The sequence below is a fragment of the Streptomyces sp. NPDC031418 genome (assembly GCF_055581605.1).
The window spans coordinates 96,588-121,390 of the sequence record NZ_JBVIJC010000002.1 but is presented as its reverse complement, the minus strand read 5'-3'; the positions used below and the strand labels follow the sequence as shown (position 1 = coordinate 121,390).

Genomic DNA, 24,803 nt, shown 5'->3' with positions numbered 1-24,803 from the left:
ACCGGCCCAAGACGGGGACCGGCCCGTCACATGCCGTTCACGCTGCACGGCCCCGGGACCGGGGGTGATCAGGCACCCCCGGAAGCCTGGTAATGTTCTCTTCGTCGCCGCGAGGGAAACCCGCCGAGAGGGAGGAACTCGCACGACAGACACCTTGTCCGGGTGGCGGAATGGCAGACGCGCTAGCTTGAGGTGCTAGTGCCCTTTATCGGGCGTGGGGGTTCAAGTCCCCCCTCGGACACCAGCAAGGCCCCTGCTTCGGCGGGGGCCTTTTGCATGCCCCGGTGGGCCGGGCTTCCTAGACTTGAGGGGTGGCCCGGCCCAACGACGAGGTCGAGGCGCTTCTGCGGGAGTACGCCGACCTCGTGGCGATCACGGGAGGCGACGCCTTCAAGGCGCGCGCCTACGAGAAGGCGGCGCGTGCCATCGGCGGGTATCCGGCCGACATCTCCGCGCTGGACGAGGACGGCCTCAGAGAGATCCCGAACGTGGGCCGGTCGATCGCCGACAAGGTGGCCGAGTACCTGCGCACCGGGAAGATGGCGGTGGTCGAGGAGCGCCGGGCGAAGATCCCCGCCGGGGTGCGGGAGCTGATCACGATCCCGACGCTGGGTCCGAAGAAGGCGCTGCGGCTGTACGAGGATCTGCACATCTCGTCGGTGAACGAGCTGGCCGCGGCGATCGAGGCGGACGCGCTGGCCGATCTGAAGGGGTTCGGCGAGAAGACGCAGGAGAACATCCGGCACGGCATCGAGCTGCTTCGGCAGGCGGGCGCCCGGGTGCCGCTGCCGCCGGCCCTGGACACCGCGGAGGAGATCGTCGCCGCGCTGTCCCGGGTCTCCGGGTGCACGCGGTGCGCCTACGCCGGCTCGCTGCGCCGGATGCGGGAGACCGTCGGGGATCTGGACGTCATCGTCGCGGCGAAGAGGTCCGAGCCGTTCATGGCGGCGCTGTGCGAGCTGCCCGCCACCGCGGAGGTCATCGCGCGGGGCTCGAAGAAGACGTCGATCCGCACCACCAAGGGGCTCCAGGTCGATCTGCGGGTGCTGCCGCCGGAGTCCTGGGGCGCCGGGATGCAGTACTTCACCGGCTCCAAGGCGCACAACATCCGTACGCGCACCATCGCCGTGCACATGGGGCTGAAGCTGTCCGAGTACGGGCTGTTCGACGCGGAGAGCGGAGAGTCGCTGGCCTCCCGGACCGAGGAGGAGGTGTACGCCCGGCTCGGGTTGCCGTGGATCCCGCCGGTGCTGCGGGAGGACCGCGGGGAGATCGAGGCGGCCCTGCGCGGGGAGCTGCCGGAGCTGGTGACCGAGCGGGACATCCGCGGCGACCTGCACACGCACACCGATCTGACGGACGGTCTGGCGCCGCTGGAGGAGATGGTGGCGGCGGCCGCCGAACGCCGTTACGCCTACTACGCGGTCACCGACCACGCGCCGAACCTGTACATGCAGCGCATGACCGAGGAGAAGGTCCTCGCGCAGCGGGAGCGGGTGCGGGAGCTGGACGGCAGGCACCGCCGGATGCGGCTGCTGCACGGCACGGAGCTGAACATCGGGCCGGACGGCGAGGTGGACTGGCCGCAGGAGTTCCTGGCCGGTTTCGATCTGTGCGTGGCCTCGCTGCACTCGCACTTCGACCTGGACCGCGCGGCGATGACCCGGCGGCTGGTGCGGGCGTGCGAGAACCCGTACGTCCATGTCATCGGGCACCCCACCACCCGGCTGATCGGCAGGCGGCCGGGGGTGGACGCGGATTGGGACCAGGTGTTCGCGGCGTGCGCGCGGACCGGCACGGCGCTGGAGGTCAACGCCCAGCCGGACCGGCTGGACCTGTGCGACGAGGACATCCTGCGGGCGCGGGGGTACGGCGTGAAGTTCGCGGTGAACAGCGATGCCCACTCCGTGCCGCACCTGGCGCAGCTGCGGTACGGGGTGGGCACGGCCCAGCGGGGCTGGCTCACCGGGGACGATGTGATCAACACCTGGCCGCTGACCCGGCTGCGCCGCTTTCTACGAAAGGCGGGCAGCTGATTCCCGGACCGCCCCTCCGCGCGTCTCACTCCCGCTGCATCCAGAGCGGCCCGGGCGCCTCGGTGTCGGTGGCTCCGACGGCCTTCATGTCGCCGTCGGCGGCGCGCAGCAGCCGGCGGCCCATGGCGATCAGGGCGCGTCCGGCGGCGAGTTCGTCGCCGATCTCGGGGACGTCCGGGTCGTAGGGGTTGCGGCGGGCCTCCGCGTGGCTCTCCATGACGTTGTCCCCGGTGTCCAGGATGATCCGGGCGGTGGTGTCCGGGTCGTGCTCGGACAGGTACAGGTTGAGCCGCCATTCCTTGACGGCCGGAGGCCGGTGGTGGAGGGGTCCGGTCATCGTCCGTCTCTCCTCACTGTGCTGCGCGGCGCACTTCCTCTCCCACTGTGCACCTCGCCGGGCGCGGATGCCTCCTTGTCGGTGAAATCCGGACGGGGCGCGGGGCGGGCCGTGGGTGCGGGCAGAATGGGGGCCATGACCTCGCGCTCCTGCCCCTGTGGACTGCCCCAGCCGTACGCCGCCTGCTGCGGCCGCTTCCACACGGGCTCCGCGCAGGCGCCGACCGCGGAGCTGCTGATGCGGTCGCGGTACAGCGCGTTCGTGCAGGGGGACGCGGGGTATCTGCTGCGCACCTGGCATCCGCGGACCCGGCCCGAGGGGCTGGAGCTGGATCCGCGGATGAGGTGGACGGGGCTGGAGATCCTGGACACGAGCGACGGTTCCGCGTTCCACAGCACGGGCACGGTGACCTTCCGCGCCTCCTACCGGGGCGGCTCGCTGCACGAGCGGAGCCGCTTCGAGCGGGTGGACGGCGCGTGGGTGTACGTCGACGGGGACTTCCTGGAGTAGCCCCGCCCCTCCTAGGGCGCCAGGATGTCCAGTTCGTGGAGGGCGCCCACGGTGATCTCGCGGGTCAGTTGCTCGGCGCGGGCCGCGTCGCCCGCGCGGACCGCCTCGGCCACCTGGACGTGCAGGGTGACGGCGGCCGGGTCGGGGTCCTCGAACATGACCTCGTGATGGGTGCGGCCGGCCAGCACTTCCGCGACCACGTCGCCGAGGCGGGCGAACATCTCGTTGCCCGAGGCGTTGAGGATGACGCGGTGGAAGGCCATGTCGTGGACGAGGTACTCCTCCAGGCGGTGGCCCCGGGAGTTGGCGACCATGCCGAGCGCGCACTCGGTGAGTTCGGCGCACTGCTCGGCCGTGGCGTTTCTCGCGGTGAGGGCCGCTGCCACCGGTTCGACCGCGGAGCGCAGCACGGTCAGTGAGCGCAGCTGGTGCGGGCGGTCGGCGCCGGCCAGCCGCCAGCGGATGACCTGCGGGTCGTAGACGTTCCACTCGCACTTGGGGCGGACCGTGACGCCCACCCGGCGGCGGGACTCGACCAGGTGCATGGATTCCAGCACCCGGACGGCCTCGCGCATCACCGAGCGCGAGACCTCGAACTTCTGCGCGAGCTCGTCGGTGCGCAGCACGCTGCCCGGCGGGTACTCCCCCGCCGTGATCGCGGGGCCGAGGGTGTCCAGTACATGGCCGTGCAGCCCCCGGCCCGGTGTGCTCATGCACTCAGCGTACGGCCTGGATCACAGAGCCAAAAAGTCAGACTTATTCATCACAGTCTCTTGAATTCGTCGTACCTAATGGGTTTCAGTGTGGCGACGCCGAAGTGGCGTCGGATGTCGAGGAAGACAGCGAGGCAGTCATGCGTACCCCCCAGGTCGTCGTCGTGATGGGCGTCGCGGGGACGGGCAAGACCACGATCGGTCCCCTGCTCGCCGCGCGGCTGGGCGTCCCGTACGCCGAGGGCGACGACTTCCACCCGGCGGCCAACATCGACAAGATGTCGGCCGGCGTCCCGCTCGACGACTCCGACCGGTGGCCGTGGCTCGACGCCATCGGTCACTGGGCCGAGGGGCGGGCCGGGCTCGGCGGGGTGGTGAGCAGCTCGGCGCTGAAGCGGTCGTACCGCGACCGGCTCAGGGCCGTGGCTCCCGGGATCGTGTTCGTGCACCTCACGGGCGACCGGAAGCTGATCGAGGACCGGATGGGCGCGCGGCAGGGCCACTTCATGCCGACCGCGCTGCTGGACTCCCAGTTCGCCACGCTCCAGCCGCTGGAGCCGGACGAGGCGGGTGTCGCCGTGGACGTCAGCGGCAGCCCCGAGGAGATCACCGAGCGCGCCGTGCGGGCGCTGGACTCGCTCGCCCTCGCATCCGAGTAACACCTCATCACCGTCCCCCGTAACCGCAAGGAACCCCCGTGACCAGACTCAGCGTCGAGATGCTGGCAGCGGACGCACCTGCGCCCATCACCTCCGCCGGACACGCCCAGCTGGGCATCGCCGTGCTGGTGGGCATCGCCGTGATCGTCCTGCTCATCACCAAGTTCAAGCTTCATGCCTTCCTGGCGCTGACCATCGGGTCGCTGACGCTCGGAGCGGTCGCCGGAGCACCGCTCGACAAGGCCATCACCAGCTTCACCACCGGGCTCGGCGCCACCGTGGCCGGCGTCGGCGTCCTGATCGCGCTCGGGGCGATCCTGGGCAGGCTGCTCGCCGACTCCGGTGGTGCGGACCAGATCGTGGACACGATCCTCGCCAGGGCCGGGGGCCGTGCGATGCCCTGGGCGATGGTGCTGATCGCGTCCGTGATCGGTCTGCCGCTGTTCTTCGAGGTCGGCATCGTGCTGCTGATCCCGGTGGTGCTGATGGTCGCCAAGCGCGGCAACTACTCCCTGATGCGCATCGGCATCCCGGCGCTGGCCGGTCTGTCCGTGATGCACGGCCTGATCCCGCCGCACCCCGGCCCGCTGGTCGCGATCGACGCGGTCAAGGCCAACCTGGGTGTCACGCTGGCGCTCGGCATCCTGGTCGCGATACCGACCGTGATCATCGCCGGTCCGCTGTTCTCCCGTGTCGCCGCCCGCTGGGTGGACGTCCCGGCCCCGGACCGCATGCTGCCGCAGCGCGCCTCGGAGGAGCTGGAGCGCCGTCCCGGCTTCGGTGCCACGCTGGCCACCGTGCTGCTGCCGGTGGTGCTGATGCTGGCCAAGGCGCTGGTGGACATCGTCTACGACGACCCCGCGAACTCGACCCAGCGCGTCTTCGACGTGATCGGCTCCCCGCTGATCGCGCTGCTCGCCGCCGTGCTCGTCGGCTTCTTCACGCTGGGCCGGCCCGCCGGCTTCACCCGGGACCGGCTTCAGCAGACGGTGGAGAAGGGCCTGATGCCCATCGCCGGCATCCTGCTGATCGTCGGCGCGGGCGGCGGCTTCAAGCAGACGCTCATCGACTGCGGCGTCGGCCAGATGATCCTGGACATCTCCAAGGACTGGTCGATCCCGGCGCTGCTGCTGGCCTGGCTGATCGCGGTGGCGATCCGGCTGGCGACCGGTTCGGCGACGGTGGCGACCGTCTCGGCCGCGGGTCTCGTGGCCCCGCTCGCCGCGGACATGTCGACGACCCACTCCGCCCTGCTGGTCCTGGCCATCGGCGCCGGCTCGCTCTTCTTCAGCCATGTCAACGACGCCGGCTTCTGGCTGGTGAAGGAGTACTTCGGGCTGAGCGTCGGGCAGACCGTCAAGACCTGGTCGGTGATGGAGACGATCATCTCGGTCGTCGGCGGCGGTCTGGTCCTGCTGCTGTCCCTGGTCATCTAGGGCCTCTCTTTCGGATCAGGTCGGCTTCGGCTGGCCGTGCCTTCTCGGCCGACCCGAGCGGGGTCATGGGGGTGCCCCCTGCTCATGGGGGTCCCCCCGCTCGAGCGGAGCCGAGAGTGGGGGAGGAGTCGAGAGCTTGGGGGAGCGTGCAGATGCAAGGCGGAGGACCGAGTCGACGCGGAGCGATGGGGGTCCCCCCGCGCGAGCGAAGCCGAGCGTGGGGGAGTCGGCGAGGGACGACAACGCCGCAGATGTGCGTGCCAGGGCCCGCGACGCCGGCAAGATCCGAAAGAGAGGCCCTAGCAGCGGTACGACAGGAGGGGCCGGTCACGGGCGCCAGAGCGGGTGTTCCCGCTTGGCCCAGGACCGGCTCACCGTGCCCGTGCGCAGGCCCCTGCGCGCCTCCGGATCGCCCAGGGCCATGCCGATGTGGCCCGCGAGGACCACGCCGATGGTCAGGGCCAGCCAGTCGTGGACGAAGGTGGCCGCGGTGCGCCACACCAGCGGCGCGAGATGGGTGAACCACATCATCAGGCCGGTGCCGAGCATGACCAGGGCGGCACCGGCGATCCAGGACGCGTAGATCTTCTGCCCGGCGTTGAACTTGCCGGCCGGGCGTGAGCTGTGGCGCCGGTCGCGGACCAGGGCGGCGCGCAGCCACACCCGGTCGTGCGGGCCGAAGCGGTTGAGCAGGCGCAGGTCGGCACGGAAGGCACGGGAGGCCAGGCCGAGCAGGACCGGGACCGGCAGGGCGAGGCCCGCGCACTCGTGGATGCGTACGACGAGTTCCCGGCGGCCCACCAGGATCGCCAGCTGCGGGATGTAGAGGACGGCCGCGGTCAGCACGCAGACGCCCATCAGCGCGGCGGTCGCGCGGTGCACCCAGCGCTGGGCGTGGCCGAAGCGGCGGATCCGGGCGCTCGGCGGGGCCGGGGTCTCAGCTCGTAGGCTCATCGGTCCGTCCGTTCGAGCGGCCGACCCAGGCGTCGACGTCGTAGCCGAGGTGTTCCCAGTAGCCGGGTTCGACCCGGTCGGTGACCGTGATCCCGGAGAGCCACTTGGCCGACTTGTAGAAGTACATGGGGGCGACGTAGAGCCGGACGGGGCCGCCGTGGTCGTGGCCGATGTCCTTGTCCTGCATGCGCAGCGCGACCAGGATGTCCGGGCGGCGGGCCTGGTCGAGGGTGAGGCTCTCGGTGTAGGTGCCGTCGAAGCAGGTGAAGCGCAGCGCCTTCGCGGAGGAGCGGACTCCGGCCGCGTCCAGCAGGTGGGAGAGGCGGACGCCCTCGAAGGGGGTGCCGGGCACCCGCCAGCCGGTGACGCACTGCACGTCCTTGACCAGCCGGGTCTGCGGCAGGGCGCGCAGCTCGGCCAGGGTGTAGCTGCGCGGGCGGTCGACCAGGCCGTCGATGGTGAGGCGGTAGTCGGTGGCGCTCCGGTGCGGCACGGAGGCGGCGACGGAGTAGTAGCGGAAGCCGCCGCCGTTGGGCAGCAGTCCGGTCAGGCCGGTGGGGTCCTGTCCGGCGACACTGCCGAGGAATCCTTCCAGGCCGCGTTGGAGCGTGGGCGCGGCGAGCACGCCGAGGGCGCCCAGACCGAGGGTGCCGAGGAAGACGCGGCGGCCGACGGGGCTGCCGCCGGGCTCCTCGGGCTGTTCAGCGTTCACGTTCTCATTCGAGCACTCGGGGCCGTACGGGGGCCAGGGGATCGGGTGGGCCGTCAGACTTCCGTCATCACTTCCTGGGTACGGCCCGCAGCGGTCCGGCGTTCACCGCCCGAGCGGTTCACTGCCCGAGCGCGCGGGCGCGGGCGGTGTGGAAGGCGGCCCGGGGGTCGCGGTGCGCGTAGGCCCAGGGTTCCGGGGTGGCGTGCCGGCCGATGCGCCGGAAGAGGGCCGCGGCCTCGGCGGCGCGGCCGGCGCAGTCGAGGGCGAAGGCGAGGTGGTTGAGGTCGATGTGGCGGCGGGGGTGTTCGTCGTGCTCCCACTCCAGCCACCAGTCGAAGCAGGCGCGCAGGATGCGCCGGGCGCGCGGGCCGGACCAGTGGCCGGAGGCGGCGGGGTCGGCCGGGGCCAGGCCGGCCGCGGCGAGGACCCGGTAGCGCTCGGCGTAGGCGACGACCGGCAGCAGGGCCAGCGGGGAGTCGGCGGGGGCCTGGGCGGCGGCCAGCTCGGCGAGGTCGTACACCTCGTGGGACTCGTCGCGGCCGCCTGCCGGATGTTCGGCGAGCCGGGCGAGGAGCAGATGGTGGCCGTGGTGGTGCTCGGGGTGGCGGCGGTGCAGCTCGGCGAAGACGGCGAGCGTCTCGCGCTCCGGGCCGAGGGTGCGGGCGAGCAGCAGCCGGCCGAGCCAGGGGGTGGGGTCGGCGGGGGCGAGCGCGGCGGCCGTGGCGCAGGCCGCGCGGGCCTGGTCGGGGTCCTCCTTGCCGTGCAGGGCGCGGTGGACGAGGGCGAGGGCGAGCAGGGTGGCGGCGTCGGCGGAGCCGGGCTCGCCGTGCAGCCAGTCCCGGGCCCAGGCGGCGGCGTACGGCTCCCCGGCGAGCACGGTGAGGCGGTGGCCGCGGCGGTCCCAGTCGTCGCCGGTGCGGCGCAGCAGGGAGCGGGCGGCCTGGGGGCGGCCCTGGGCCAACGCGGCGCGGGCGGAGCGGAGTTCGGCGTCGTCGAGGGCGCCGTCGTAGGCGCCGGAGGGGTCCGGCGCGGGGTCGCCGGGCGGGTCCGTGGGGGCCCGGCCGGCGCCGAGCAGGGGCGGGAGTGGAGGCACCGCGGGACTTCCTGTTGTTCGGGCTGCCATCGACCGATCACGCACAGCAAACCCTCAGCCAAGGTTTGCGTCAAGCGGAACCGGACTGATATTGGCTTCAACTATCGGGCCTTGGGCGGCACTTGGTCTACCTGTGTGGCGTGCGCCATGGCGCCCCGCTCCGGAGGCACGCACGATGGCCGGACGACCGGGTGAACTGCCCGGTTCCGGGTACTCTCCGGGGCAATGCGGCCGCGGAGCGCTACAGTCGGCCACGACGCGTCCGTGGTCCGGCCGGATGATCGAGGTACGCAGCGTGTCCGTTCTGGTTCTCCTTCTCGCCGTGAGCGCGGCCTGCTGCCTCGGCTTCGGTTTCGTCCTCCAGCAGAACGCCGCACAGCAGGCCCCGCTCAGCGACTTCCTCTCCTTCCGGCTGCTGCTCGACCTGGTGCGGGTGCCGCGCTGGCTGGGCGGGCTGGCGCTGATGGTGGCCGGCATGGTGCTCGGCGCGGTCGCCCTCGGCGAGGGTGAGATCTCCCTGGTCGAACCGCTGCTCGCGACCAATCTGCTGTTCGCGCTCGCGCTCTCCCGCCGGCAGACCGGACAGCCGCTGGGCCGTCAGGGCTGGGCCGGGCTGGCGCTGCTCGCGGGCGGGGTGAGCGCGTTCATCCTGGCGGGCGAGCCGCGCTCCGGCAGCGCCGTCACCGATCCGCTGCGCCACTGGCTGATCATCGGCGCCATGGTGGGGGCGGCCCTGCTGCTCACGACGTACGCCAAACGGTCCCGGATGAGCTGGGGTCCGGTGCTGCTGGCCACCGCCGCCGGGCTGCTGTACGGCGTGCAGGACGCGCTGACCCGGGTGAGCGGCACCCGCTTCGCCGCGGGCGGCTTCGCCGAGCTGCTCACCGGCTGGCAGCCGTACGGGGTACTGGCCTGCGGGGTCACCGGGCTGATCCTGGTGCAGAGCGCCTTCGAGACAGCACCGCTGCGCATGTCGCTGCCCGCGCTCACCGCGGCCGAGCCGCTCGCCGGGATCCTGTGCGGGGTCGGCTTCCTCGGCGACCGGCTGCGCACCGGTACCGGGGCGCTGGCCTGGGAGGCGGCCGGGCTCGCGGCGATCGTCGCGGGCATCGTCCTGCTCGGCCTGCACCCGGCGATGCCCTGTGGCGCACCGCAGGCGGAACCGCCGGCCCGGGACCTCCAGCGCCGCTGAGGAGCCTTTGCCCGGGTGCCGGGCTGGTTGGATACCGGTATGAATCCTGCTGACGAGATCCTCGACACCGTCGACGAGCACGACCGGGTCGTCGGCCAGTACCCGCGCGGCGAGGTCTACGCCCGCGGGCTGCGGCACCGCTGTGTGTTCGTCCAGGCCCGGGACGCCGCCGGCCGGCTCTTCGTGCACCGGCGCACCGCGACCAAGCTGGTCTTTCCCTCGATGTACGACATGTTCGTCGGCGGGGTCGTGGGCGCGGGCGAGTCCTACGACGAGGCGGCGCTGCGGGAGGCCGAGGAGGAGCTGGGGGTCACCGGGCTGCCCCGGCCGGAGTACCTCTTCAAGTTCCTGTACGACGACGGCGCCGGGCAGAGCTGGTGGTCGGCGGTGTACGAGGTGCGCTGCGAGCTGCCGGTCCACCCCCAGGTGGAGGAGGTGCAGTGGCACGACTTCCTGCCCGAGGAGGAGGTGGAGCGGCGGCTCGGCAGCTGGGAGTGGGTGCCGGACGGGCTGGCGGCGTACGAGCGGCTGAAGGAGTTCCGGGCGGGCCGGTGAGGCGCCGGGGGGCCGGTGTCAGGCCTCGTCGTCCCAGTCGACCGTCACCACGATCTTGCCCCGGGTGCGGCCCTCCTGGTTGACGCGGTGGGCGTCGGCCGTGCGCTCCAGCGGGAAGGTCTCCTGCACATGCACGCTCACGACGCCCTGTTCCGCCAGCTCGGTGAGGCGGGTCAGGTCCTCGGCGTCCGGGCGGACGAAGCAGTAGCGGCCGCCGTAGCCCACCACCTCGGCGTCGGCGATCGAGGCGATCCGGCCCTCGGGGGCGAGCAGCTCGGCGGAGGCCTTCAGGGCGTCGCCGCCGACAGTGTCGAAGACCGCGTCCACCCCGTCCGGGGCCAGCTCGCGCACCCGCTCGGTCAGTCCGTCGCCGTAGGCCACCGGCTCGCCGCCGAGGCCGCGGACGTAGTCGTGATTGCGTTCGCTGGCCGTGCCGATGACGCGGGCGCCGAAGTGGGCGGCGAGCTGCACGGCCAGGGAGCCGACGCCGCCGGCCGCCGCGTGCACCAGGACGGTCTCACCGCGCTGCACCTGGAGCGCCTTGACCAGCACCTGGTAGGCGGTGAGCCCGGCCAGCGGAAGGCCGGCGGCCTCCTCGTAGGTGAGGTTGCGGGGCTTGCGGGCCAGGGTGCGCACGGGCGCGGCGACGTACTCGGCGAACGTGCCCCGGGAGAGGAAGTCCTCCCGGACGTAGCCGATCACCTCGTCGCCGACGGCGAACTCGGTGACGGCGGCGCCGGGCTGGACGACGACGCCGCTGACGTCCCAGCCGGGGATGACCGGGAAGACGGCGTCCAGCGCCGCGTCGAGGTAGCCCTCACGGCACTTCCAGTCGACGGGGTTGACGGCCGCCGCGCGCACCTTGACGAGTACCTGGTCGGGGCCGACCTTCGGGTCGCGCACCTCGCCGTACTCCAGTACATCGAGGCCGCCGTAGCGGCTGTAGCTGATGGCCTTCATGCCTTCGACCCTCCGGGGTACTCGTACGCCACGCAACCGGTATGTACCGATATACGCCGTTCGCGCGCGTAGCCTGTCCGTCGCCACACCCCCGTACCCCGTAAGGCGGGCGCCATGACCGCGCTTCACCAGGAACACACCGACCACGGGACGCACCGGCACGGCCCGGAGTGCGGGCACGAGGGCGTGCCGCACGGCGACCACCTCGACTATGCGCACGACGGTCATCTGCACCGGGAGCACGAGGGCCACTGGGACGAGTGCGAACCGGCCGGGCACTCCCCGCACGAGGGACACGCCCACGCGCACGGCGCGGACTGCGGGCACACCGCTGTGCGCCACGGCGACCACGTCGACTACCTGCACGACGGGCACCGGCACGCGGAGCACGAGAGCCACTGGGACGACCACTGAGCCCACCAGGGGCAGGGGCCGGACGGCTCCCCGGGCAGCGCGCCGGGGAGCCGTCGGCATAAGGTGGCGCCGATCACTTTCGCTTCCGGGACGCGCCACGCACTGGACGGCATACCGACCGGTCGGCATCATGAAGGGCGTCCTGTTCACCCGTTCGTAGGAGTGATGTATGAGCGCCGACCACCCGCCCGGACTCGACCTGGACCGGCTGCGCGCCCTGCTCGACCGCGAACGCCCCGGTCTGGTGGACGGCCCGCTGAGCGGACGGCTGATCGAGGGCGGACGGTCGAACCTCACCTACGCCCTCTCGGACGGCACCTCGCGCTGGGTCGTACGGCGGCCGCCGCTCGGCCATGTGCTGGCCACCGCGCACGACATGAAGCGCGAGCACCGGGTGATCAGCGCGCTGCACCCGACGACGGTTCCGGTGCCGCGGCCGGTGCTGCTGTGCGAGGACGAGGACGTGCTCGGCGCGCCCTTCTACATCATGGAGTTCGTCGAGGGCACCCCGTACCGCACCGCGCAGCAGCTCGCCCCGCTGGGCGCGGAGCGCACCCGGAACGCGGTGCTGTCCCTGGTGGACACCCTGGTGGAGCTGCACGCGGTGGACCCCGGCGAGGTGGGCCTCGCCGACTTCGGCCGTCCGGAGGGGTTCCTGGACCGGCAGCTGCGCCGCTGGGGCAAGCAGCTGGACGCCTCCCGCAACCGCGACCTGCCGGGCATCGACGAGCTGCACTCGACCCTGGGCCGCCGGCTGCCCGCCTCCCCCGCGCCCGCGGTCGTGCACGGCGACTACCGGCTCGACAACGTCCTCATCGGCGACGACGACCGGATCAGGGCGATCCTCGACTGGGAGATGTCCACGCTCGGCGATCCGCTCACCGACCTGGGCCTGCTGGTGATGTACAGCCGTCCGCTCGGCATGGCCGACTCTCCGGTGTCCACGACCGCCGAGGCCCCGGGGCACCCGTCCCCCGAGGAGCTGATCGAGCGGTACGCGGCGCGCTCGGGGCGGGACGTCTCGGCCGTCGCCTGGTACGAGGCGTTCGCCTGGTTCAAGCTCGCCGTGATCCTGGAGGGCATCCACTACCGGTACACGCTGGGCCAGACGGTCGGGCGCGGCTTCGACCGGATCGGCGACCTCGTACCCGTCTTCATCGACCACGGACTGACCACCCTTCAGGAAGGCTGACCTGCCATGGACTTCGCGTTCGACGCCACGACCGAGGAACTCCGCGCCAGGCTCCTGGCCTTCATGGACGAGTACGTCTACCCCGCCGAGGCGGTCGCCGAGGAGCAGCGGGCCGCGCTCGCCTCCCCCTGGGACACCCCCGCGGTGGTCGAGGAGCTGAAGGCGGAGGCGCGCCGGCAGGGCCTGTGGAACCTCTTCCTGCCGGACGCCGAGCACGGCGCCGGGCTGACCAACCTCCAGTACGCGCCGCTCGCCGAGATCACCGGCCGCTGCCCGCAGCTGGCGCCCACCGCGACGAACTGCGCGGCGCCGGACACCGGGAACATGGAGGTGCTGGCCCAGTTCGGCAACGACGAGCAGAAGAAGCAGTGGCTGGAGCCGCTGCTCGCGGGCGAGATCCGCTCGGCGTTCGCGATGACCGAGCCGGAGGTGGCCTCCTCGGACGCCACCAACATCACCACCCTGATCGAGCGGGACGGCGACGAGTACGTCATCACCGGCCGCAAGTGGTACATCTCCGGGGCGATGAACCCGGACTGCAAGGTCTTCATCGTGATGGGCAAGACCGACCCGGACGGCGCGGACATCCGGCGCCAGCAGTCCATGGTCCTGGTCCCGCGCGACACGCCCGGTGTCACCGTCAAGCGCGCCATGCAGGTGTTCGGGTACGAGGACCACTGGCACGGCGGCCACGCCGAGGTGGTCTTCGACCACGCGCGCGTGCCCGTCACCAACCTGGTCGGCGAGGAGGGCGGCGGCTTCGCCATCGCCCAGGCCCGGCTCGGTCCCGGCCGGATCCACCACTGCATGCGGCTGATCGGCATGGCGGAACGGGCCATCGAGCTGATGTGCCGGCGGGCGGTGTCCCGTACCGCGTTCGGCAAGGCGCTGGCCCAGCAGGGCGTGGTGCAGAACTGGATCGCCGACGCCCGGGTCACGGTGGAGCAGCTGCGGCTGCTGGTGCTGAAGACGGCCTGGCTGATGGACACCGTCGGCAACAAGGGCGCCCACACCGAGATCCAGGCCATCAAGATCGCCACGCCGCGTGCGGTGGTCGGCATCCTGGACCGGGCGATCCAGCTGCACGGCGCCGGCGGGGTGAGCCAGGACTTCCCGCTGGCCGAGCTGTACGCGAGCGCCCGCACCCTGATGCTGGCCGACGGCCCGGACGAGGTGCACCAGCGGTCGCTGGCCCGGCGCGAGCTGAAGAAGTACCTGTAGCGGATGTGCGTGAGGGGCGGTCCCGCCGGCGGGACCGCCCCTCAGCCGTGTCCGGGCAGGGCCTTTCTCGGACGCCCTACGGGCGCAGGGCCCGCAGCAGCAGGTCGGCGAGGTGGTCGGCGACCTGCTGCGGGGTGAGCGGGCCGCCCGGGCGGTACCAGGTCGACAGGTGGTGGACCGAGCCGAAGTGGTAGTCCACGACCAGGTCGGCCGGGGTCGCGGTGGAGAAGACGCCCTCCTTCTGGCCCTCCTCGATCAGCGCCCGGAAGCGTTCGTGATAGCGCCGGCGCTCGGCCCGGACCTGCTTGTTCTTCTCCGGGCTCAGATGGTGCATGGAGCGGAAGAAGATCATCGCGTCGTCGAGGTTGTCGATCGTGGTGACGACCACGTCCGCCGCCGCGTCCCGGAGCCGCTTCTCCACCGGCGCGTCCATCCGGGCGAAATGGTCCAGCCGCTCCTGCTGGACGCGCAGCACACGCGCGTAAACCTCGTGCAGCAGGTCGTCCTTGGAGCCGAAGTAGTGGTACAGCGCCCCCTTGGTGACGCCGGCCGCCTCCACGATCTCCTGCACGGAGGTGCGGTCGTAGCCCTGCTCGGCGAAGAGCCGGGTGGCGGCGGCGAGGAGCCGCTGCGGGACGGGAACCCCGTCTCCGTCCGTCGTCCTGGGCACTGCCGCCACCTGCCTTTCCGTTCGGGTCATCGGGTCTTCGGCGTCCGGGAACGCAGTTCCCGACGGAGGATCTTGCCACTCGCCGTCTTGGGCAGGTCGGCCAGGATCTCCACCTGACGCGGATATTTGTAGGCGGCCAGTCTCTCCTTGCAGTACACCGCGAGTTCATCGGGGTCCGCCTCCGCGCCCGGGCGCAGGCTGATATAGGCCTTGACGGTCTCGCCGCGGTAGCCGTCGGGGACGCCGACGACGGCCGCCTCGCGCACCGCCGGATGGGTGTACAGGACGTCCTCGACCTCGCGGGGCCACACCTTGAAGCCGGACGCGTTGATCATGTCCTTCTTGCGGTCGACGACGTACAGCCAGCCCTGGGCGTCCATGAACCCGATGTCGCCGGTGCGCAGCTCGCCGTCCGGGAAGGTCTCGGCGGTGGCGTCCGGGCGCCGCCAGTAGCCGGGCACCACCTGCGGTCCGCGGACGACGATCTCGCCCTGCTCGCCGAAGGGCACCTCCGCGCCCGACTCGTCCAGGATCCGTACGACGGTGTCCGCGCCCGGCAGGCCCACCGACAGCGTCCCGGAGACGGGGTCGACGGGCGCCTCCAGGCCGGGCGGCACCGCGGCGCAGGGGGCGGTGCACTCGGTGAGGCCGTAGCCGACGCGGATGTACGGCCCGAACCGCTCCCGGAACGCCTCCACCAGGGCCGGTGGCACCGGGGCGCCGCCGGAGGAGATGTTGACGAAGGAGGCGAAGTGCTCGCGGGTGACGTCCGGGTGGGCGGCCAGCGCCATGTACGCCGTGGACGGGCCGACGGTGTAGTGCGGGCGGTGCTCGGCGAACGCCTCCAGGACGACCCCGGGCTCGAACCGGTAGGTGAGCACCAGGGTGCCCGCACCGGCCAGGCAGGCGCCGAACTGGCAGACCATGCCGGTGATGTGGAAGAGGGGGGCGAGGGCGTAGTAGACGGGTGCCTCGGGCAGCCCCAGGCCGGTGCGCTGGCGCTCGGCGTTGTGCATGATGTTGGCGTGCGTGTTGGTGGCGCCCTTGGGGGTGCCGCTGGTGCCCGAGGTGTAGCTGATCAGGGCGATGTCGCCCGGGCGCGGGTCCCGGCCCTCGGGCGCCCGGCCGCCCTGCCGGGCCACCGCGACCAGGTCGTCGGCGTCGGCCGCCTGGGGCAGCCGCTCGAAGGCCAGCACGCGGGTGTCGTCGCGGGTCTGGAAGTCGCGTTCGCACGCGGTGAGCACGATCCGCACCGGCGACTGCGCGGCCGTGTCCCTGAGGTAGGACTCCCAGGCCCGGTCGGAGCAGATCAGCGCGGCCACCTCGCCGTCGGCGAGGACATGGCCGACCTCGCCCGCCTTGTACATGGGGTTGACCGGGACGACGGTGGCCCCGGCCTTCCAGGCGCCCAGTACGGCGAGCACGAAGTGCGGGGAGTTCTGGAGCAGGACGGCCACCCGGTCGCCGCGCTCCAGCCCGCGCGCGGCGAGGTGGGCCGCGACGCCGTCGCTCAGCTCGTCCACCTCGCGGTAGCTCAGCCGGGCGTCGAAGTAGGCCAGGAAGGTGCGGTCGGGGGCCTCGGCGACTGCGGCGCGCAGGGCGTGCACCAGTGAGTCGGCGGGGTCGACCGGCGCCCGCTGGGCCTCGGTGAGCAGGGCGAGCCAGGGCCGGGCCGCGTATCCGGAGGTGGTCATCGGCCCTCCTCCCAGCTGCGCTGGACGCGGTTCATCCCGCGCAGCCAGCGGTCCGGGTCGGCGGCCCGGCCCTGGTAGTAGCCGGCCACCTCGGGGTGCGGAAGGATCAGGAAGCGGTCCTCCTCGATGCCCTGGAACAGGGCGTCCGCGACGGCCTCCGGCTCGATCGCGTTCGGCTGGAGCACCAGCTCTCCGGCGCTGCCGGTCGCGACCAGCATGTCGGTCCGGACGCCCTGCGGACAGATCGCGTGCACCTTCAGGCCCCGGTGCCGGTACGTCAGCGACAGCCACTCGGCGAAGGCGTAGGCGCCGTGCTTGGTGACGCTGTACGAGGGAGCGCCGATCATGGTGAGCAGCCCGGCGGCCGAGACGGTGGCCACGAACCGGCCCCGCCCCCGCTCCAGCCAGTCCGGCAGCAGCTCATGGGCGGCCCGCACATGCGCCATGACGTTGACGTCCCAGGACAGCGCCCAGGTCTTCTCGTCCAGCGGCCCGCCGTCGCCGCCGTCCTCGAAGGCGACACCGGCGTTGGCGCAGTAGACGTCCACCGTGCCGCCGAGCGCGTCGCGGGCGGCGGCCACGATCGTGGAGGCGTCCCCCGGCAGGGCGATCCCGCCGATCTCCTCGGCGACCGCCTCGGCCTTCCCGGCGTCCAGGTCGTTGACCACGACTCTGGCCCCCGCGGCGGCGAACCGCCGGGCCAACGCGGCCCCGATCCCTCCGCCCGCCCCGGTGACGACCACTCCGGCATCCTGCACGGCTTCCACCATCGGTCTCCTTCGACACGACTGCGACACGCCTGCGACGACTTCGACACGACGCGACTCGGCTCAGCGAGCGACAGACTAACCAGTCGGTATGTGTAAAAGGAAGGGTCGCCGCACCAACCTCACAGGGGCGACCCACACCCTGCACCCGACGGAGACCACCCATGCCGCTCCCCCTGTCCCGCAGGAACCTCCTCGCATCGGCCGGACTCGCGGCCGTCCCGGCCCCCGGACACCGGGCAACGCCGCGGACCGGCTTCGAACGGCTCGCGGCCGACGGCTACGCGCTGCTGAACGGGCAGCGCGTGGGCGTCGTCACCAACCCCACCGGCGTCACCAGGGACACCACCCACATCGTCGACGTGATGCACCAGGACCCCCGGGTCCGGCTGACCGCGGTGTTCGGCCCCGAACACGGATTCCGGGGCACCGCGCAGGCGGGCGGCTCCGAGGGCCGCTCCACCGACCCGGCGACCGGCCTGCCGGTCTACGACACGTATCTCAAGAGCGGTCAGGCGCTCGCCGACATCTTCACCGCCGCCGGTGTGGACACCGTCGTCTTCGACATCCAGGACGTCGGCGCCCGCTTCTACACGTACATCTGGACGCTGTACGACTGCATGGAGGCGGCCGCGCTGGCGGGCAAGCGCTTCGTGGTCCTGGACCGCCCCAACCCGGTGACCGGGCGTACGGCCGAGGGGCCGGTGCTGCACCGGGAGTTCGCCAGTTTCGTCGGCCGGCAGCCGATCGCGCAGGCGCACGGGATGACCGTCGCCGAGCTGGCCCGGCTGTTCGACGGGGAGTTCCTGGGGACGCCGGTCGCGCTGGAGACCGTGACGATGACGGGCTGGCGGCGCGAGGAGTTCTACGACGCCTGCGGGCTGCCCTGGGTGCCGCCGAGCCCCAATATGCCGACCCCGGACACGGCGCTCGTGTACTCGGGCACCTGTCTGTTCGAGGGCACCAGTCTGTCCGAGGGGCGGGGCACCACCCGGCCCTTCGAGCTGCTCGGCGCCGAGGGGCTCGACGGCCGCTGGGCCGCCGCCGCGAACGCCCTGGACCTGCCCGGGGTGCGGTTCCGGGAGGCGTACTTCGTGCCCGCGTTCTCCAAGTTCCAGGGGAAGACCGTCGGCGGGGTGCAGATCCATGTGACCGACCGGGCCGGCTACGACCCCGTGCGCACCGGGATCGGGCTGCTGGTGACCGCGCGGAAGGTGTGGGACGGCTTCGCCTGGCGGCCGGACCACTGGATCGACCGGCTCACCGGCTCCGACCGGGTGCGCACGATGATCGACGCGGGGGCCGGCACCGACGAGGTGACCGGCGCCTGGCAGGACGAGTTGGCCGCCTTCCGGCGGGTTCGAAAGGAATATCTCCTCTACAGGTGAGGCGCCGGGTATGGCCAACTTCGCCCCCGCGCAGGACGATGCGTCCGCAACGCATCGTTTCAGGGGGGACGAGGGAGCCTGGCATGGCGGATCCTGGGATGAGCGTGACTCCCTACTGGGAGCTGACCTTCGACGCGGACGGGGACGTGGACCCTCCCGAACGCGATCGGCTGCTGGCGCAGGTCACGGAGCGCGGCGTCCGTGACCTGATCGTCTTCGCGCACGGCTGGAACAACGACCGTTCCGGCGCGACCGCGCTGTACCGCCGCTTCTTCGCCCCGGTCCCGGGGCTCGCGCCCGGGGCGCGGATCGGGTACGTGGGGGTGATCTGGCCGTCGATGCGGTTCAGCGACGAGCCGATCCCCGACTTCCCGAGAACCGTGGCGGCCGTGGAGGCGGCCGCCGCGCCCGGCCCGGCACTGGACAAGGACACCCGGCGAGCGCTGCTGGAGACCTTTCCGGGCCGGGCGAGCGTGGTCGACCAGCTGGCCCGGATGCTCGACGAACGGCCGGACGGCGAGGCCGGGTTGCGCGAGTTCGGGCGGCTGGCACGGCTGCTGGCGGACGGGACCGGGCGGCCCGGCGCGGCCGACACGGACGAGGCGGGGGAACCGGCCCTGTTCACCGAGGACCCGGCGGCGGTGTGCGCTCAGTTCGCCGAGGCGCTCAGATCGGTCGGCTCGACTGGTCCACGGGAAGAGTTCAGCCTGCCCGACCCGTGGGAGGGCGCCAAGGAACTGCTGCGGCAGATGACGTACTACACGATGAAGGGGCGCGCCGGAACGGTCGGCGAGCACGGACTCGGGCCGCTGATCGGGCGGTTGGCCGGTGCGGCCCCGGGGGTGCGGGTGCATCTCGCCGGGCACAGCTTCGGCGGGCGGCTGGTGTCGTTCGCGCTGCGCGGGCTGCCCGCCGGGGTGCGCACGGTGAAGTCCGTGACGCTGCTCCAAGGGGCCTTCTCGCACTACGCGTTCGCGGCCCGGCTGCCGCACGACCCGGACGCGGCCGGGGCGCTGAAGGACCGGCAGAGCCGGATCGACGGTCCGCTGGTGTGCTGCCACTCGCACTTCGACGCGGCGCTCGGCACCTTCTACCCGCTGGCCTCCCGGCTGTCCGGGGACGACCGCTCCGTGCTGGGCGCCGACATCGCGGCGGTGCTCGGCCCCGAGTGGGGTGCGATGGGCCACGACGGGGTGCAGGCGGTGCCGGGCACCGTCCGGCTGGACCTCGCGGCGGCGCTGCGCGGGCCGCTGCCCGCGTCGGGGTGCGTGAACGTGGACGCGGCGGCCGTGGTCCGCAACGGCGGCGCGCCGTCCGGGGCGCACAGCGACATCGTGCACCCCGAACTGGCGCGGCTGGTCCTGGCGGCGGGCCGGATCACCTGACCCGCCGCCCGGTACGCCTCACCGGTGCGAGGTGTACTCCACGACCTGCTGGAAGGTCGGCCGGTTCTGCCAGCTGATCTTGCCGTGTTTGATGCCGCCCAGGGTGCGCTGGACGATCGAGTCGGCGCACCACTGGTCGCCGGCGGAGCACTGGTCGTCGCCCGGGTAGACCTGGGCGGCGGTCAGACCGGCCGCCTGCTTGAGCGTGCTCAGCAGGACGTCCCGGCAGGAGCCGAGGTCGCCGCCGCCGCAGTACTTCTCGGCGAGCCCGCCCTGGACGCTCTCGCCCAGCACCGCCCGGATGTCCTTGTCGACATAGCTCCACCAGCCGTACTGGAAGGAGCTTCCGGCGTGCGAGCCGGTCGGGCCGTGCCCGGCGGACGGGGCCTCGTCGACGGGCAGGTTGTCGGTGACGGCCGTGTAGAGGTCGCTGCCGAGACCGGGTTCGAACTCGGCCTTGACCAGCAGCGGCCACCAGGCGTCCAGGATCCGGATCGCGTCGGCGTCCGCGTACGTCTTGGAGCCGGCGGAGGTCTCGGTGCGCCTGGCGCCCGCGCTGACCCAGGCCTGGAGCTTCTTCACCGCGTCGGCGGCCGTGGGGTCGGTCACCGCCGAGGTGCCGATCACCTTGAGCAGCCTGGGCAGGACGTCCTCGGCCCGCAGGTCGGTGACGGCGGCGCCGGCCATGGCCTGCACCAGCTTGGCGCGGGTCACCCCGCCGGCCGCGACCAGCTTCTTCACCCGGTCCTCCAGCAGGTTGCCGCGGTGCACGGAGCCGTCTCCCCAGGGCGCGGTCGTGTAGTCCTTGGCCTGCTTGTTGTTCCAGGAGATGTAGTAGTCCTGGTCGACGGAGTTGGGGTGGGCGGAGGCCGGGGTGTAGTCGGCGGTGTTGCCGGCCGGGTCCCAGTTCCGCCACTCGTACGCCGGCTGCGCCCAGACCGGGAACTCGGCGTCGACGCCGTCGGCCCGCACCGGGTTGTCACCGCTGTTGTAGTACGCGGTGTGCTGTGAGTCGGCGTAGAACCAGTTGAAGGTGTAGTTGATGTGCTGGGCCGCGCTCTGGAAGTCCTGCGGGCTCTTGACGAAGTCGGGGTCGTTCAGCATCTGGAAGCCGATGATCGAGTCGGCCTCGTGCAGATAGGAGGAGCGCAGGGTGGTGTAGGCGACCTTCTTGCCGCCGACGGTCGCCCGGTACTCCACCGGCCCGTACTTCGTCCGCCACACCCGCATGGTGTACGAGCCCGCGGGCGTGGAGTCGGCCGTCGTCGGTGACCAGGCGTTCTTCTGCTCGACCTTGTCCATCGCGGTGCAGGTGCCGTGGTACAGGTAGTGGTAGTCGTCCTGGCACAGCTCGACGGCGTAGGTGTCGATGATGTCCTGGCCGGAGGTGGTCGCGCTCCAGGAGTAGTCCTGGCCGCGGCCCAGCTCGACGTACATGCTGAGGCCGGCGAAGGAGGCGCCCCGGGCGCTGAGGCCGGGGCCCTGGATCTCCTGGAGCATCAGCAGCTGCGGGGCGAAGTAGCCGGTCTGCGGCCCGAAGACGGCGATCGGATGCCCGCTGGCGGTGTACTTGCCGCTCACCACCAGGGCGTTGGACATGCCGCGCCTGGCCGAGCCGAGCGCGGTCCGCGCGGCGGTGGCGGAGGCTCTGGTGGCGCCGGCGGTGGCGGCGCTGCCGGTGCGGTCGTAGACGAGCGGTTCCTGGGTCACCGAGCCGGCGTCGGGCAGGGCCTCGCCCTTGGGTGCGGCCGGCTTGGCGGCGTACGGGAAGCTCCGGCCGTCGTGGACGGTGAGGACGGCCTCGGGGTCGTTGCGCTCGCGGAAGGACTCCCAGACCCTGGTGCCCTCCTCGACGCCGTACTTGGCCTGCGCGGCGGCCAGCGAGAGCGCGTTGTTGACCTCGCCGCCCCCGCCGGAGCCGAAGAGGGACCCGATCACCGACGCCAGCGCCACCAGGTCGGTGACCTTGAAGTGGTCGATGGTGCCGGCGTTGGTGATCGCGTCCTTGTGACCGGTCAGGACGTACTCGCCGGGGAAGTAGCGGCCGCTGTCGGAGGCGTCGATATAGGCGTTGATGCCGTCGAGGTAGGCCTTGACGTCGGCGAGGGCCTGCTGGCCGCGGGCGCCGCTCTTCGCCACCGCGTTGTCGATCTGCGCCTGGAGGTCGGCCTCGGTGTAGGGCGCGTTGCGGTAGAACTGCTGCTCCAGGCCCTGGTTGGCGGCCGCGCCGCCCGCGAACGAGGTCAGCTGGCCGCGGCCGACGTGCCGGAAGACGTCCATCAGCCAGAGCCGGTCCTCGGCCGCCGCGTAGCCGGCGCCGAACTCGGTGCCGTAGCGGGTGGTGCCCGTGATGTGCGGCACACCGGCCTTCTTGTCGCGGACGATGGTGACGTCGGAGCGTCCGGCCGGCTTCTCGGTGGAGGCGACCTGGTCGGAGGGGACGCCGAAGGAGGCGTCGTTGAAGAAGGTGTTGATGGTCGAGTCGGTCACGCCCGGGTAGCCGGTGGCCAGCCCGGCGTACGGCCCGAGCTGGTCCTCCGCGTGGGCAGGCTGGGTGCCGAAGGCCTGGTTGAGCAGGATCTGCGCGAGGGTCGCGTTGCCGTTCTCGCCGGGCGGCAGGATGTCCGAACACTGGCCGCCGCAGTAGTCGTTCGAGGCGGTCGCGGTGGCGGCGGTCGCCGCCGTCTGGCCGAGCGGAGAAAGAAGTGCGGCGACGAGGACGCATACCGACGCGGTCTTCAGGAACCCGGGGAGTCGGCGGGACGTTCTCAGTCTGTGCAGGGCGGTGCGTGGGGTTCGCCGTGGCATGGCAGCTCCTAGCGACGGGGGTGCGCGAACGTTACCGCCGGTATCCCCGAGTTTGAAGATGAACATGCGTCACTTTTCGGAGTCCGCAGGGAGAAACAGGGAGCAGCGCGAGGAGAACTCGAGAAGAGATGGAGCCGAATCGCCTGTCGATACGTCTATTCGGCGACATCTGCGAAGTCCGTGCGACGACGCCGAAGTGACCGAAGTACAAGGTGCAGGTGTGACGGAGGTGCAGGGCGATGGCCGGTTTCCGGAGTCTGGCAAGACAGGTACGCGATCCGGACTGTGATCTGGCACTACGGCGGTACTCACTGCGCAAGTGCCTGGAGAAGTTCGCCCCTTACGGGCATCGGGCGACCTGGGACCACCTCTGCTCCCGGGCGGGGTTCGGCCCCGAGGACCGCTCCCCCGACCCGGCGCGGCTCGTGGCCGCGCTGGAGGAGCTGGAGGAGGCGCGGTCCGTCTGGCTCGCCTACGAGACCGAGTTCACCGAGCGCCGCAGGAAGGAGAAGCACGACGGACTGCGCCGGCCGGGCAGTGTGGACGACTGGCACCGCCTCACCTGGGGCGGGTTCGGAGTCGCCTGGTGCGACGACCCCCGGGTCCATCCGGACGAGCCGCTGGCCGAGGTGCTGCGCAGGCTCATCGCCGCGCTGAACCGGGAACCGGGCTCCTGCTGCCCGGTGTGCGGCGGGGAGCGCCTGCTGTGGCGGTACGGCCTGGACCACGAGCCGTCGTCCGGTCCGGTCTGCACGGACTGCGGCATCCTGGTGCCGCGGCCCGTCCTCACCCCGCAGGTGCTGTCCGTCGCCCGGCGGGGACAGCTGCTGATGTCGGCCTGAGGGCCGGGCGGTAACGGGGGCACGGGGGACATTGAGGGGCACAGGGGGGCGTGGGGTGCGCAGGGGGATGCCGCACCCTCCGCTGCGAAGGGGCGAGGCTACCAGCCGCAAATCCGCTCGCTCCACCCGATTCCCGTGCGGACAGTGGACCCGATGTCACCGAACCGATGAACACGGGGAGTCCCATGTCCACGCTGCGGGTCACCGCCGAAGTGCTGACCGTCCACCCGCATCCCGACGCCGACGCGCTGGAGTTGGCCCAGGTGGGCCTGTACCGGGCCGTCGTCGCCAAGGGCGCCTATCGCACCGGCGAGGCCGCCGTCTACATCCCCGAGCAGGCCGTGCTGCCGCCCGGGCTGATCGAGGAGCTGGGGCTGACCGGCCGGCTGGCCGGGTCCGCGGCCAACCGGGTCAAGGCGGTACGGCTGCGCGGCGAGCTGTCCCAGGGCATCGTGTGCCGGCCGAAGGCGCTGGCGGACGTGGACCTGGCGCGGGCGGCGGCGGACGGCACGGACTTCGCGGAGCTGCTGGGCATCACCAAGTGGGTGCCGCCGATCCCGCCCACCATGAACGGCGAGGTGGAGCCGGCGGCCGAGCTGCTGCCCTGGGTCGACATCGAGAACATCCAGCGGTACCCGGACATCTTCGCCGCGGGCGAGCCGGTCGTCCTGACGGAGAAGCTGCACGGGTCGGCCTGCCTGCTGACGTATGTCGCCGATCACGGCCGGACCTATGTGTCCTCCAAGGGCTTCGGCGCCAAGTCGCTGGCGCTGAAGGAGGATCCGCGGAACCTGTACTGGCGGGCGGTGCACGCGCACGGGGTCGCCGAGGCGGCCGCCCGGCTCGCCGAGCGGCTGGGGGCGCGCCGGGTCGGCATCTTCGGGGAGGTGTACGGCGCGGGGGTGCAGGATCTGACCTACGGCGCGGACGGCCGCCGGGACACGCTGGGGTACGCGGTGTTCGACGTCTCGGCGGAGATCGACGGCGTGGTGCGCTGGCTGGATGCGGCCGCGCTGCTGACGGGCGAGCTGCCACTGGTGCCCCGGCTGTACGAGGGGCCGTACGACATCGAGCGGGTGCTGGAGTTCGCCGGCGGCCGGGAGACGGTGTCCGGGCGGGGGCTGCATGTGCGCGAGGGCGTGGTGATACGGCCCGCGGTGGAGCGGTACAGCGAGGTGACCGGGGGCCGGGCGATAGCCAAGGCGGTGAGCCCGGCGTATCTGACCCGGAAGGGCGGCACGGAGTACGAGTGAGCGTGCCGGGGG

The 24,803-nt window shown here is 72.1% G+C and carries 23 protein-coding genes and 1 tRNA gene; 14 read left to right on the top strand and 10 right to left on the bottom strand.

Annotated elements, in window-relative coordinates; genetic code table 11:
• Positions 1-156 precede the first annotated feature (156 nt).
• Positions 157-244: transfer RNA gene (locus tag ACZ5CZ_RS02635), tRNA-Leu, on the top strand.
• 67 nt (positions 245-311) lie between these two features.
• Positions 312-2,036, top strand: coding sequence for a DNA polymerase/3'-5' exonuclease PolX (gene polX / locus ACZ5CZ_RS02630; RefSeq protein ID WP_468938554.1), 1,725 nt, complete (start codon positions 312-314; stop codon positions 2,034-2,036).
• A gap of 25 nt (positions 2,037-2,061) precedes the next feature.
• Here polX and ACZ5CZ_RS02625 read toward each other — a convergent pair whose 3' ends face one another.
• Positions 2,062-2,373, bottom strand: coding sequence for a dsRBD fold-containing protein (locus ACZ5CZ_RS02625; protein ID WP_385844572.1), 312 nt, complete (start codon positions 2,371-2,373; stop codon positions 2,062-2,064).
• 135 nt (positions 2,374-2,508) lie between these two features.
• On the opposite strand from ACZ5CZ_RS02625, the gene ACZ5CZ_RS02620 reads away from it, so the two are divergent.
• Positions 2,509-2,883, top strand: coding sequence for a YchJ family protein (locus ACZ5CZ_RS02620; protein WP_385844573.1), 375 nt, complete (start codon positions 2,509-2,511; stop codon positions 2,881-2,883).
• Positions 2,884-2,894: 11 nt separating this feature from the next.
• Here the strand turns inward: ACZ5CZ_RS02620 and ACZ5CZ_RS02615 are convergent, their stop codons facing one another.
• Positions 2,895-3,596 (bottom strand): FadR/GntR family transcriptional regulator, encoded by a 702-nt coding sequence (locus ACZ5CZ_RS02615; protein WP_385844575.1) that lies wholly within the window; start codon positions 3,594-3,596, stop codon positions 2,895-2,897.
• A 140-nt stretch (positions 3,597-3,736) separates the two neighbouring features.
• On the opposite strand from ACZ5CZ_RS02615, the gene ACZ5CZ_RS02610 reads away from it, so the two are divergent.
• Positions 3,737-4,255: a gluconokinase gene (locus tag ACZ5CZ_RS02610; protein WP_385844576.1), complete on the top strand. Its 519-nt coding sequence runs from the start codon at positions 3,737-3,739 to the stop codon at positions 4,253-4,255.
• A 38-nt stretch (positions 4,256-4,293) separates the two neighbouring features.
• Positions 4,294-5,691 carry a GntP family permease gene (locus tag ACZ5CZ_RS02605; RefSeq protein WP_385844577.1) on the top strand — a complete coding sequence of 466 codons (1,398 nt, stop codon included), beginning with the start codon at positions 4,294-4,296 and terminating at the stop codon, positions 5,689-5,691.
• A 327-nt stretch (positions 5,692-6,018) separates the two neighbouring features.
• Here the strand turns inward: ACZ5CZ_RS02605 and ACZ5CZ_RS02600 are convergent, their stop codons facing one another.
• The 3 genes from ACZ5CZ_RS02600 to ACZ5CZ_RS02590 form a co-directional block, all read right to left on the bottom strand.
• A complete protein-coding gene (locus tag ACZ5CZ_RS02600) occupies positions 6,019-6,645 on the bottom strand; it encodes a cytochrome b/b6 domain-containing protein (RefSeq protein WP_385846603.1) in 627 nt (208 codons plus the stop codon).
• Positions 6,629-7,357 (bottom strand): molybdopterin-dependent oxidoreductase, encoded by a 729-nt coding sequence (locus tag ACZ5CZ_RS02595; RefSeq protein ID WP_385846602.1) that lies wholly within the window; start codon positions 7,355-7,357, stop codon positions 6,629-6,631. Before ACZ5CZ_RS02595 ends, ACZ5CZ_RS02600 begins: the two co-directional genes overlap by 17 nt.
• Positions 7,358-7,475: 118 nt before the next feature.
• Positions 7,476-8,450, bottom strand: a complete 975-nt coding sequence (locus tag ACZ5CZ_RS02590) for a hypothetical protein (RefSeq protein WP_468938548.1) — start codon at positions 8,448-8,450, stop codon at positions 7,476-7,478.
• Positions 8,451-8,745: 295 nt separating this feature from the next.
• Between ACZ5CZ_RS02590 and ACZ5CZ_RS02585 the strand changes: the two genes are divergently transcribed.
• Both ACZ5CZ_RS02585 and ACZ5CZ_RS02580 read left to right on the top strand, forming a co-directional pair.
• Positions 8,746-9,642, top strand: coding sequence for a DMT family transporter (locus tag ACZ5CZ_RS02585; protein ID WP_385846600.1), 897 nt, complete (start codon positions 8,746-8,748; stop codon positions 9,640-9,642).
• A gap of 39 nt (positions 9,643-9,681) precedes the next feature.
• The gene (locus tag ACZ5CZ_RS02580) at positions 9,682-10,197 is read left to right on the top strand and encodes an NUDIX domain-containing protein (protein WP_450784802.1); all 516 of its coding nucleotides are present in this window, start codon (positions 9,682-9,684) and stop codon (positions 10,195-10,197) included.
• Positions 10,198-10,215: 18 nt separating this feature from the next.
• Here the strand turns inward: ACZ5CZ_RS02580 and ACZ5CZ_RS02575 are convergent, their stop codons facing one another.
• A complete protein-coding gene (locus ACZ5CZ_RS02575) occupies positions 10,216-11,157 on the bottom strand; it encodes an NADP-dependent oxidoreductase (protein WP_385846598.1) in 942 nt (313 codons plus the stop codon).
• A gap of 114 nt (positions 11,158-11,271) precedes the next feature.
• Here ACZ5CZ_RS02575 and ACZ5CZ_RS02570 point away from each other — a divergent pair, with 114 nt between their 5' ends.
• The 3 genes from ACZ5CZ_RS02570 to ACZ5CZ_RS02560 all read left to right on the top strand — a co-directional run bounded on the left by ACZ5CZ_RS02570 (position 11,272) and on the right by ACZ5CZ_RS02560 (position 13,984).
• The gene (locus ACZ5CZ_RS02570) at positions 11,272-11,571 is read left to right on the top strand and encodes a hypothetical protein (RefSeq protein ID WP_468938544.1); all 300 of its coding nucleotides are present in this window, start codon (positions 11,272-11,274) and stop codon (positions 11,569-11,571) included.
• Between the two features lie 169 nt (positions 11,572-11,740).
• Positions 11,741-12,763, top strand: a complete 1,023-nt coding sequence (locus ACZ5CZ_RS02565) for a phosphotransferase family protein (RefSeq protein WP_468938541.1) — start codon at positions 11,741-11,743, stop codon at positions 12,761-12,763.
• A 6-nt stretch (positions 12,764-12,769) separates the two neighbouring features.
• Positions 12,770-13,984, top strand: a complete 1,215-nt coding sequence (locus tag ACZ5CZ_RS02560) for an acyl-CoA dehydrogenase family protein (RefSeq protein ID WP_385846595.1) — start codon at positions 12,770-12,772, stop codon at positions 13,982-13,984.
• A 76-nt stretch (positions 13,985-14,060) separates the two neighbouring features.
• Here the strand turns inward: ACZ5CZ_RS02560 and ACZ5CZ_RS02555 are convergent, their stop codons facing one another.
• The 3 genes from ACZ5CZ_RS02555 to ACZ5CZ_RS02545 are packed head-to-tail and all read right to left on the bottom strand — an operon-like array spanning position 14,061 to position 17,118.
• On the bottom strand, positions 14,061-14,654 hold the full coding sequence (locus tag ACZ5CZ_RS02555; RefSeq protein ID WP_385846594.1) for a TetR/AcrR family transcriptional regulator: 594 nt from the start codon (positions 14,652-14,654) through the stop codon (positions 14,061-14,063).
• Positions 14,655-14,680: 26 nt separating this feature from the next.
• Positions 14,681-16,348 carry a class I adenylate-forming enzyme family protein gene (locus tag ACZ5CZ_RS02550; RefSeq protein WP_468938537.1) on the bottom strand — a complete coding sequence of 556 codons (1,668 nt, stop codon included), beginning with the start codon at positions 16,346-16,348 and terminating at the stop codon, positions 14,681-14,683.
• On the bottom strand, positions 16,345-17,118 hold the full coding sequence (locus ACZ5CZ_RS02545; RefSeq protein WP_385846592.1) for an SDR family oxidoreductase: 774 nt from the start codon (positions 17,116-17,118) through the stop codon (positions 16,345-16,347). Before ACZ5CZ_RS02545 ends, ACZ5CZ_RS02550 begins: the two co-directional genes overlap by 4 nt.
• Before the next feature lie 161 nt (positions 17,119-17,279).
• Between ACZ5CZ_RS02545 and ACZ5CZ_RS02540 the strand changes: the two genes are divergently transcribed.
• Together ACZ5CZ_RS02540 and ACZ5CZ_RS02535 are read left to right on the top strand one after the other, a co-directional pair.
• Complete coding sequence (locus tag ACZ5CZ_RS02540; RefSeq protein ID WP_468938533.1) at positions 17,280-18,503, top strand: exo-beta-N-acetylmuramidase NamZ family protein; 1,224 nt, start codon at positions 17,280-17,282, stop codon at positions 18,501-18,503.
• 83 nt (positions 18,504-18,586) lie between these two features.
• Complete coding sequence (locus ACZ5CZ_RS02535; RefSeq protein ID WP_468938530.1) at positions 18,587-19,888, top strand: serine-threonine protein kinase; 1,302 nt, start codon at positions 18,587-18,589, stop codon at positions 19,886-19,888.
• A gap of 18 nt (positions 19,889-19,906) precedes the next feature.
• Here the strand turns inward: ACZ5CZ_RS02535 and ACZ5CZ_RS02530 are convergent, their stop codons facing one another.
• Complete coding sequence (locus ACZ5CZ_RS02530; RefSeq protein ID WP_468938527.1) at positions 19,907-22,696, bottom strand: penicillin acylase family protein; 2,790 nt, start codon at positions 22,694-22,696, stop codon at positions 19,907-19,909.
• 239 nt (positions 22,697-22,935) lie between these two features.
• Here ACZ5CZ_RS02530 and ACZ5CZ_RS02525 point away from each other — a divergent pair, with 239 nt between their 5' ends.
• Both ACZ5CZ_RS02525 and ACZ5CZ_RS02520 read left to right on the top strand, forming a co-directional pair.
• The gene (locus ACZ5CZ_RS02525) at positions 22,936-23,538 is read left to right on the top strand and encodes a hypothetical protein (RefSeq protein ID WP_385846588.1); all 603 of its coding nucleotides are present in this window, start codon (positions 22,936-22,938) and stop codon (positions 23,536-23,538) included.
• A 185-nt stretch (positions 23,539-23,723) separates the two neighbouring features.
• Positions 23,724-24,791, top strand: coding sequence for an RNA ligase (ATP) (locus ACZ5CZ_RS02520; RefSeq protein WP_385846587.1), 1,068 nt, complete (start codon positions 23,724-23,726; stop codon positions 24,789-24,791).
• The last annotated feature ends 12 nt before the right edge of the window (positions 24,792-24,803 follow it).

Excerpts from the sequence above, each read along its gene's own strand:
- ACZ5CZ_RS02520 (WP_385846587.1), top strand. The coding sequence starts at position 23,724 with ATGTCCACGCTGCGGGTCACCGCCGAAGTGCTGACCGTCCACCCGCAT.
- ACZ5CZ_RS02610 (WP_385844576.1), top strand. The coding sequence starts at position 3,737 with ATGCGTACCCCCCAGGTCGTCGTCGTGATGGGCGTCGCGGGGACGGGC.
- ACZ5CZ_RS02570 (WP_468938544.1), top strand. The coding sequence starts at position 11,272 with ATGACCGCGCTTCACCAGGAACACACCGACCACGGGACGCACCGGCAC.
- ACZ5CZ_RS02540 (WP_468938533.1), top strand. The coding sequence starts at position 17,280 with ATGCCGCTCCCCCTGTCCCGCAGGAACCTCCTCGCATCGGCCGGACTC.
- ACZ5CZ_RS02580 (WP_450784802.1), top strand. The coding sequence starts at position 9,682 with ATGAATCCTGCTGACGAGATCCTCGACACCGTCGACGAGCACGACCGG.
- ACZ5CZ_RS02525 (WP_385846588.1), top strand. The coding sequence starts at position 22,936 with ATGGCCGGTTTCCGGAGTCTGGCAAGACAGGTACGCGATCCGGACTGT.
- ACZ5CZ_RS02545 (WP_385846592.1), bottom strand. The coding sequence starts at position 17,118 with ATGGTGGAAGCCGTGCAGGATGCCGGAGTGGTCGTCACCGGGGCGGGC.
- ACZ5CZ_RS02550 (WP_468938537.1), bottom strand. The coding sequence starts at position 16,348 with ATGACCACCTCCGGATACGCGGCCCGGCCCTGGCTCGCCCTGCTCACC.
- ACZ5CZ_RS02615 (WP_385844575.1), bottom strand. The coding sequence starts at position 3,596 with ATGAGCACACCGGGCCGGGGGCTGCACGGCCATGTACTGGACACCCTC.
- ACZ5CZ_RS02620 (WP_385844573.1), top strand. The coding sequence starts at position 2,509 with ATGACCTCGCGCTCCTGCCCCTGTGGACTGCCCCAGCCGTACGCCGCC.
- ACZ5CZ_RS02625 (WP_385844572.1), bottom strand. The coding sequence starts at position 2,373 with ATGACCGGACCCCTCCACCACCGGCCTCCGGCCGTCAAGGAATGGCGG.
- ACZ5CZ_RS02530 (WP_468938527.1), bottom strand. The coding sequence starts at position 22,696 with ATGCCACGGCGAACCCCACGCACCGCCCTGCACAGACTGAGAACGTCC.
- ACZ5CZ_RS02565 (WP_468938541.1), top strand. The coding sequence starts at position 11,741 with ATGAGCGCCGACCACCCGCCCGGACTCGACCTGGACCGGCTGCGCGCC.
- ACZ5CZ_RS02575 (WP_385846598.1), bottom strand. The coding sequence starts at position 11,157 with ATGAAGGCCATCAGCTACAGCCGCTACGGCGGCCTCGATGTACTGGAG.
- ACZ5CZ_RS02560 (WP_385846595.1), top strand. The coding sequence starts at position 12,770 with ATGGACTTCGCGTTCGACGCCACGACCGAGGAACTCCGCGCCAGGCTC.
- ACZ5CZ_RS02600 (WP_385846603.1), bottom strand. The coding sequence starts at position 6,645 with ATGAGCCTACGAGCTGAGACCCCGGCCCCGCCGAGCGCCCGGATCCGC.
- ACZ5CZ_RS02535 (WP_468938530.1), top strand. The coding sequence starts at position 18,587 with ATGGCGGATCCTGGGATGAGCGTGACTCCCTACTGGGAGCTGACCTTC.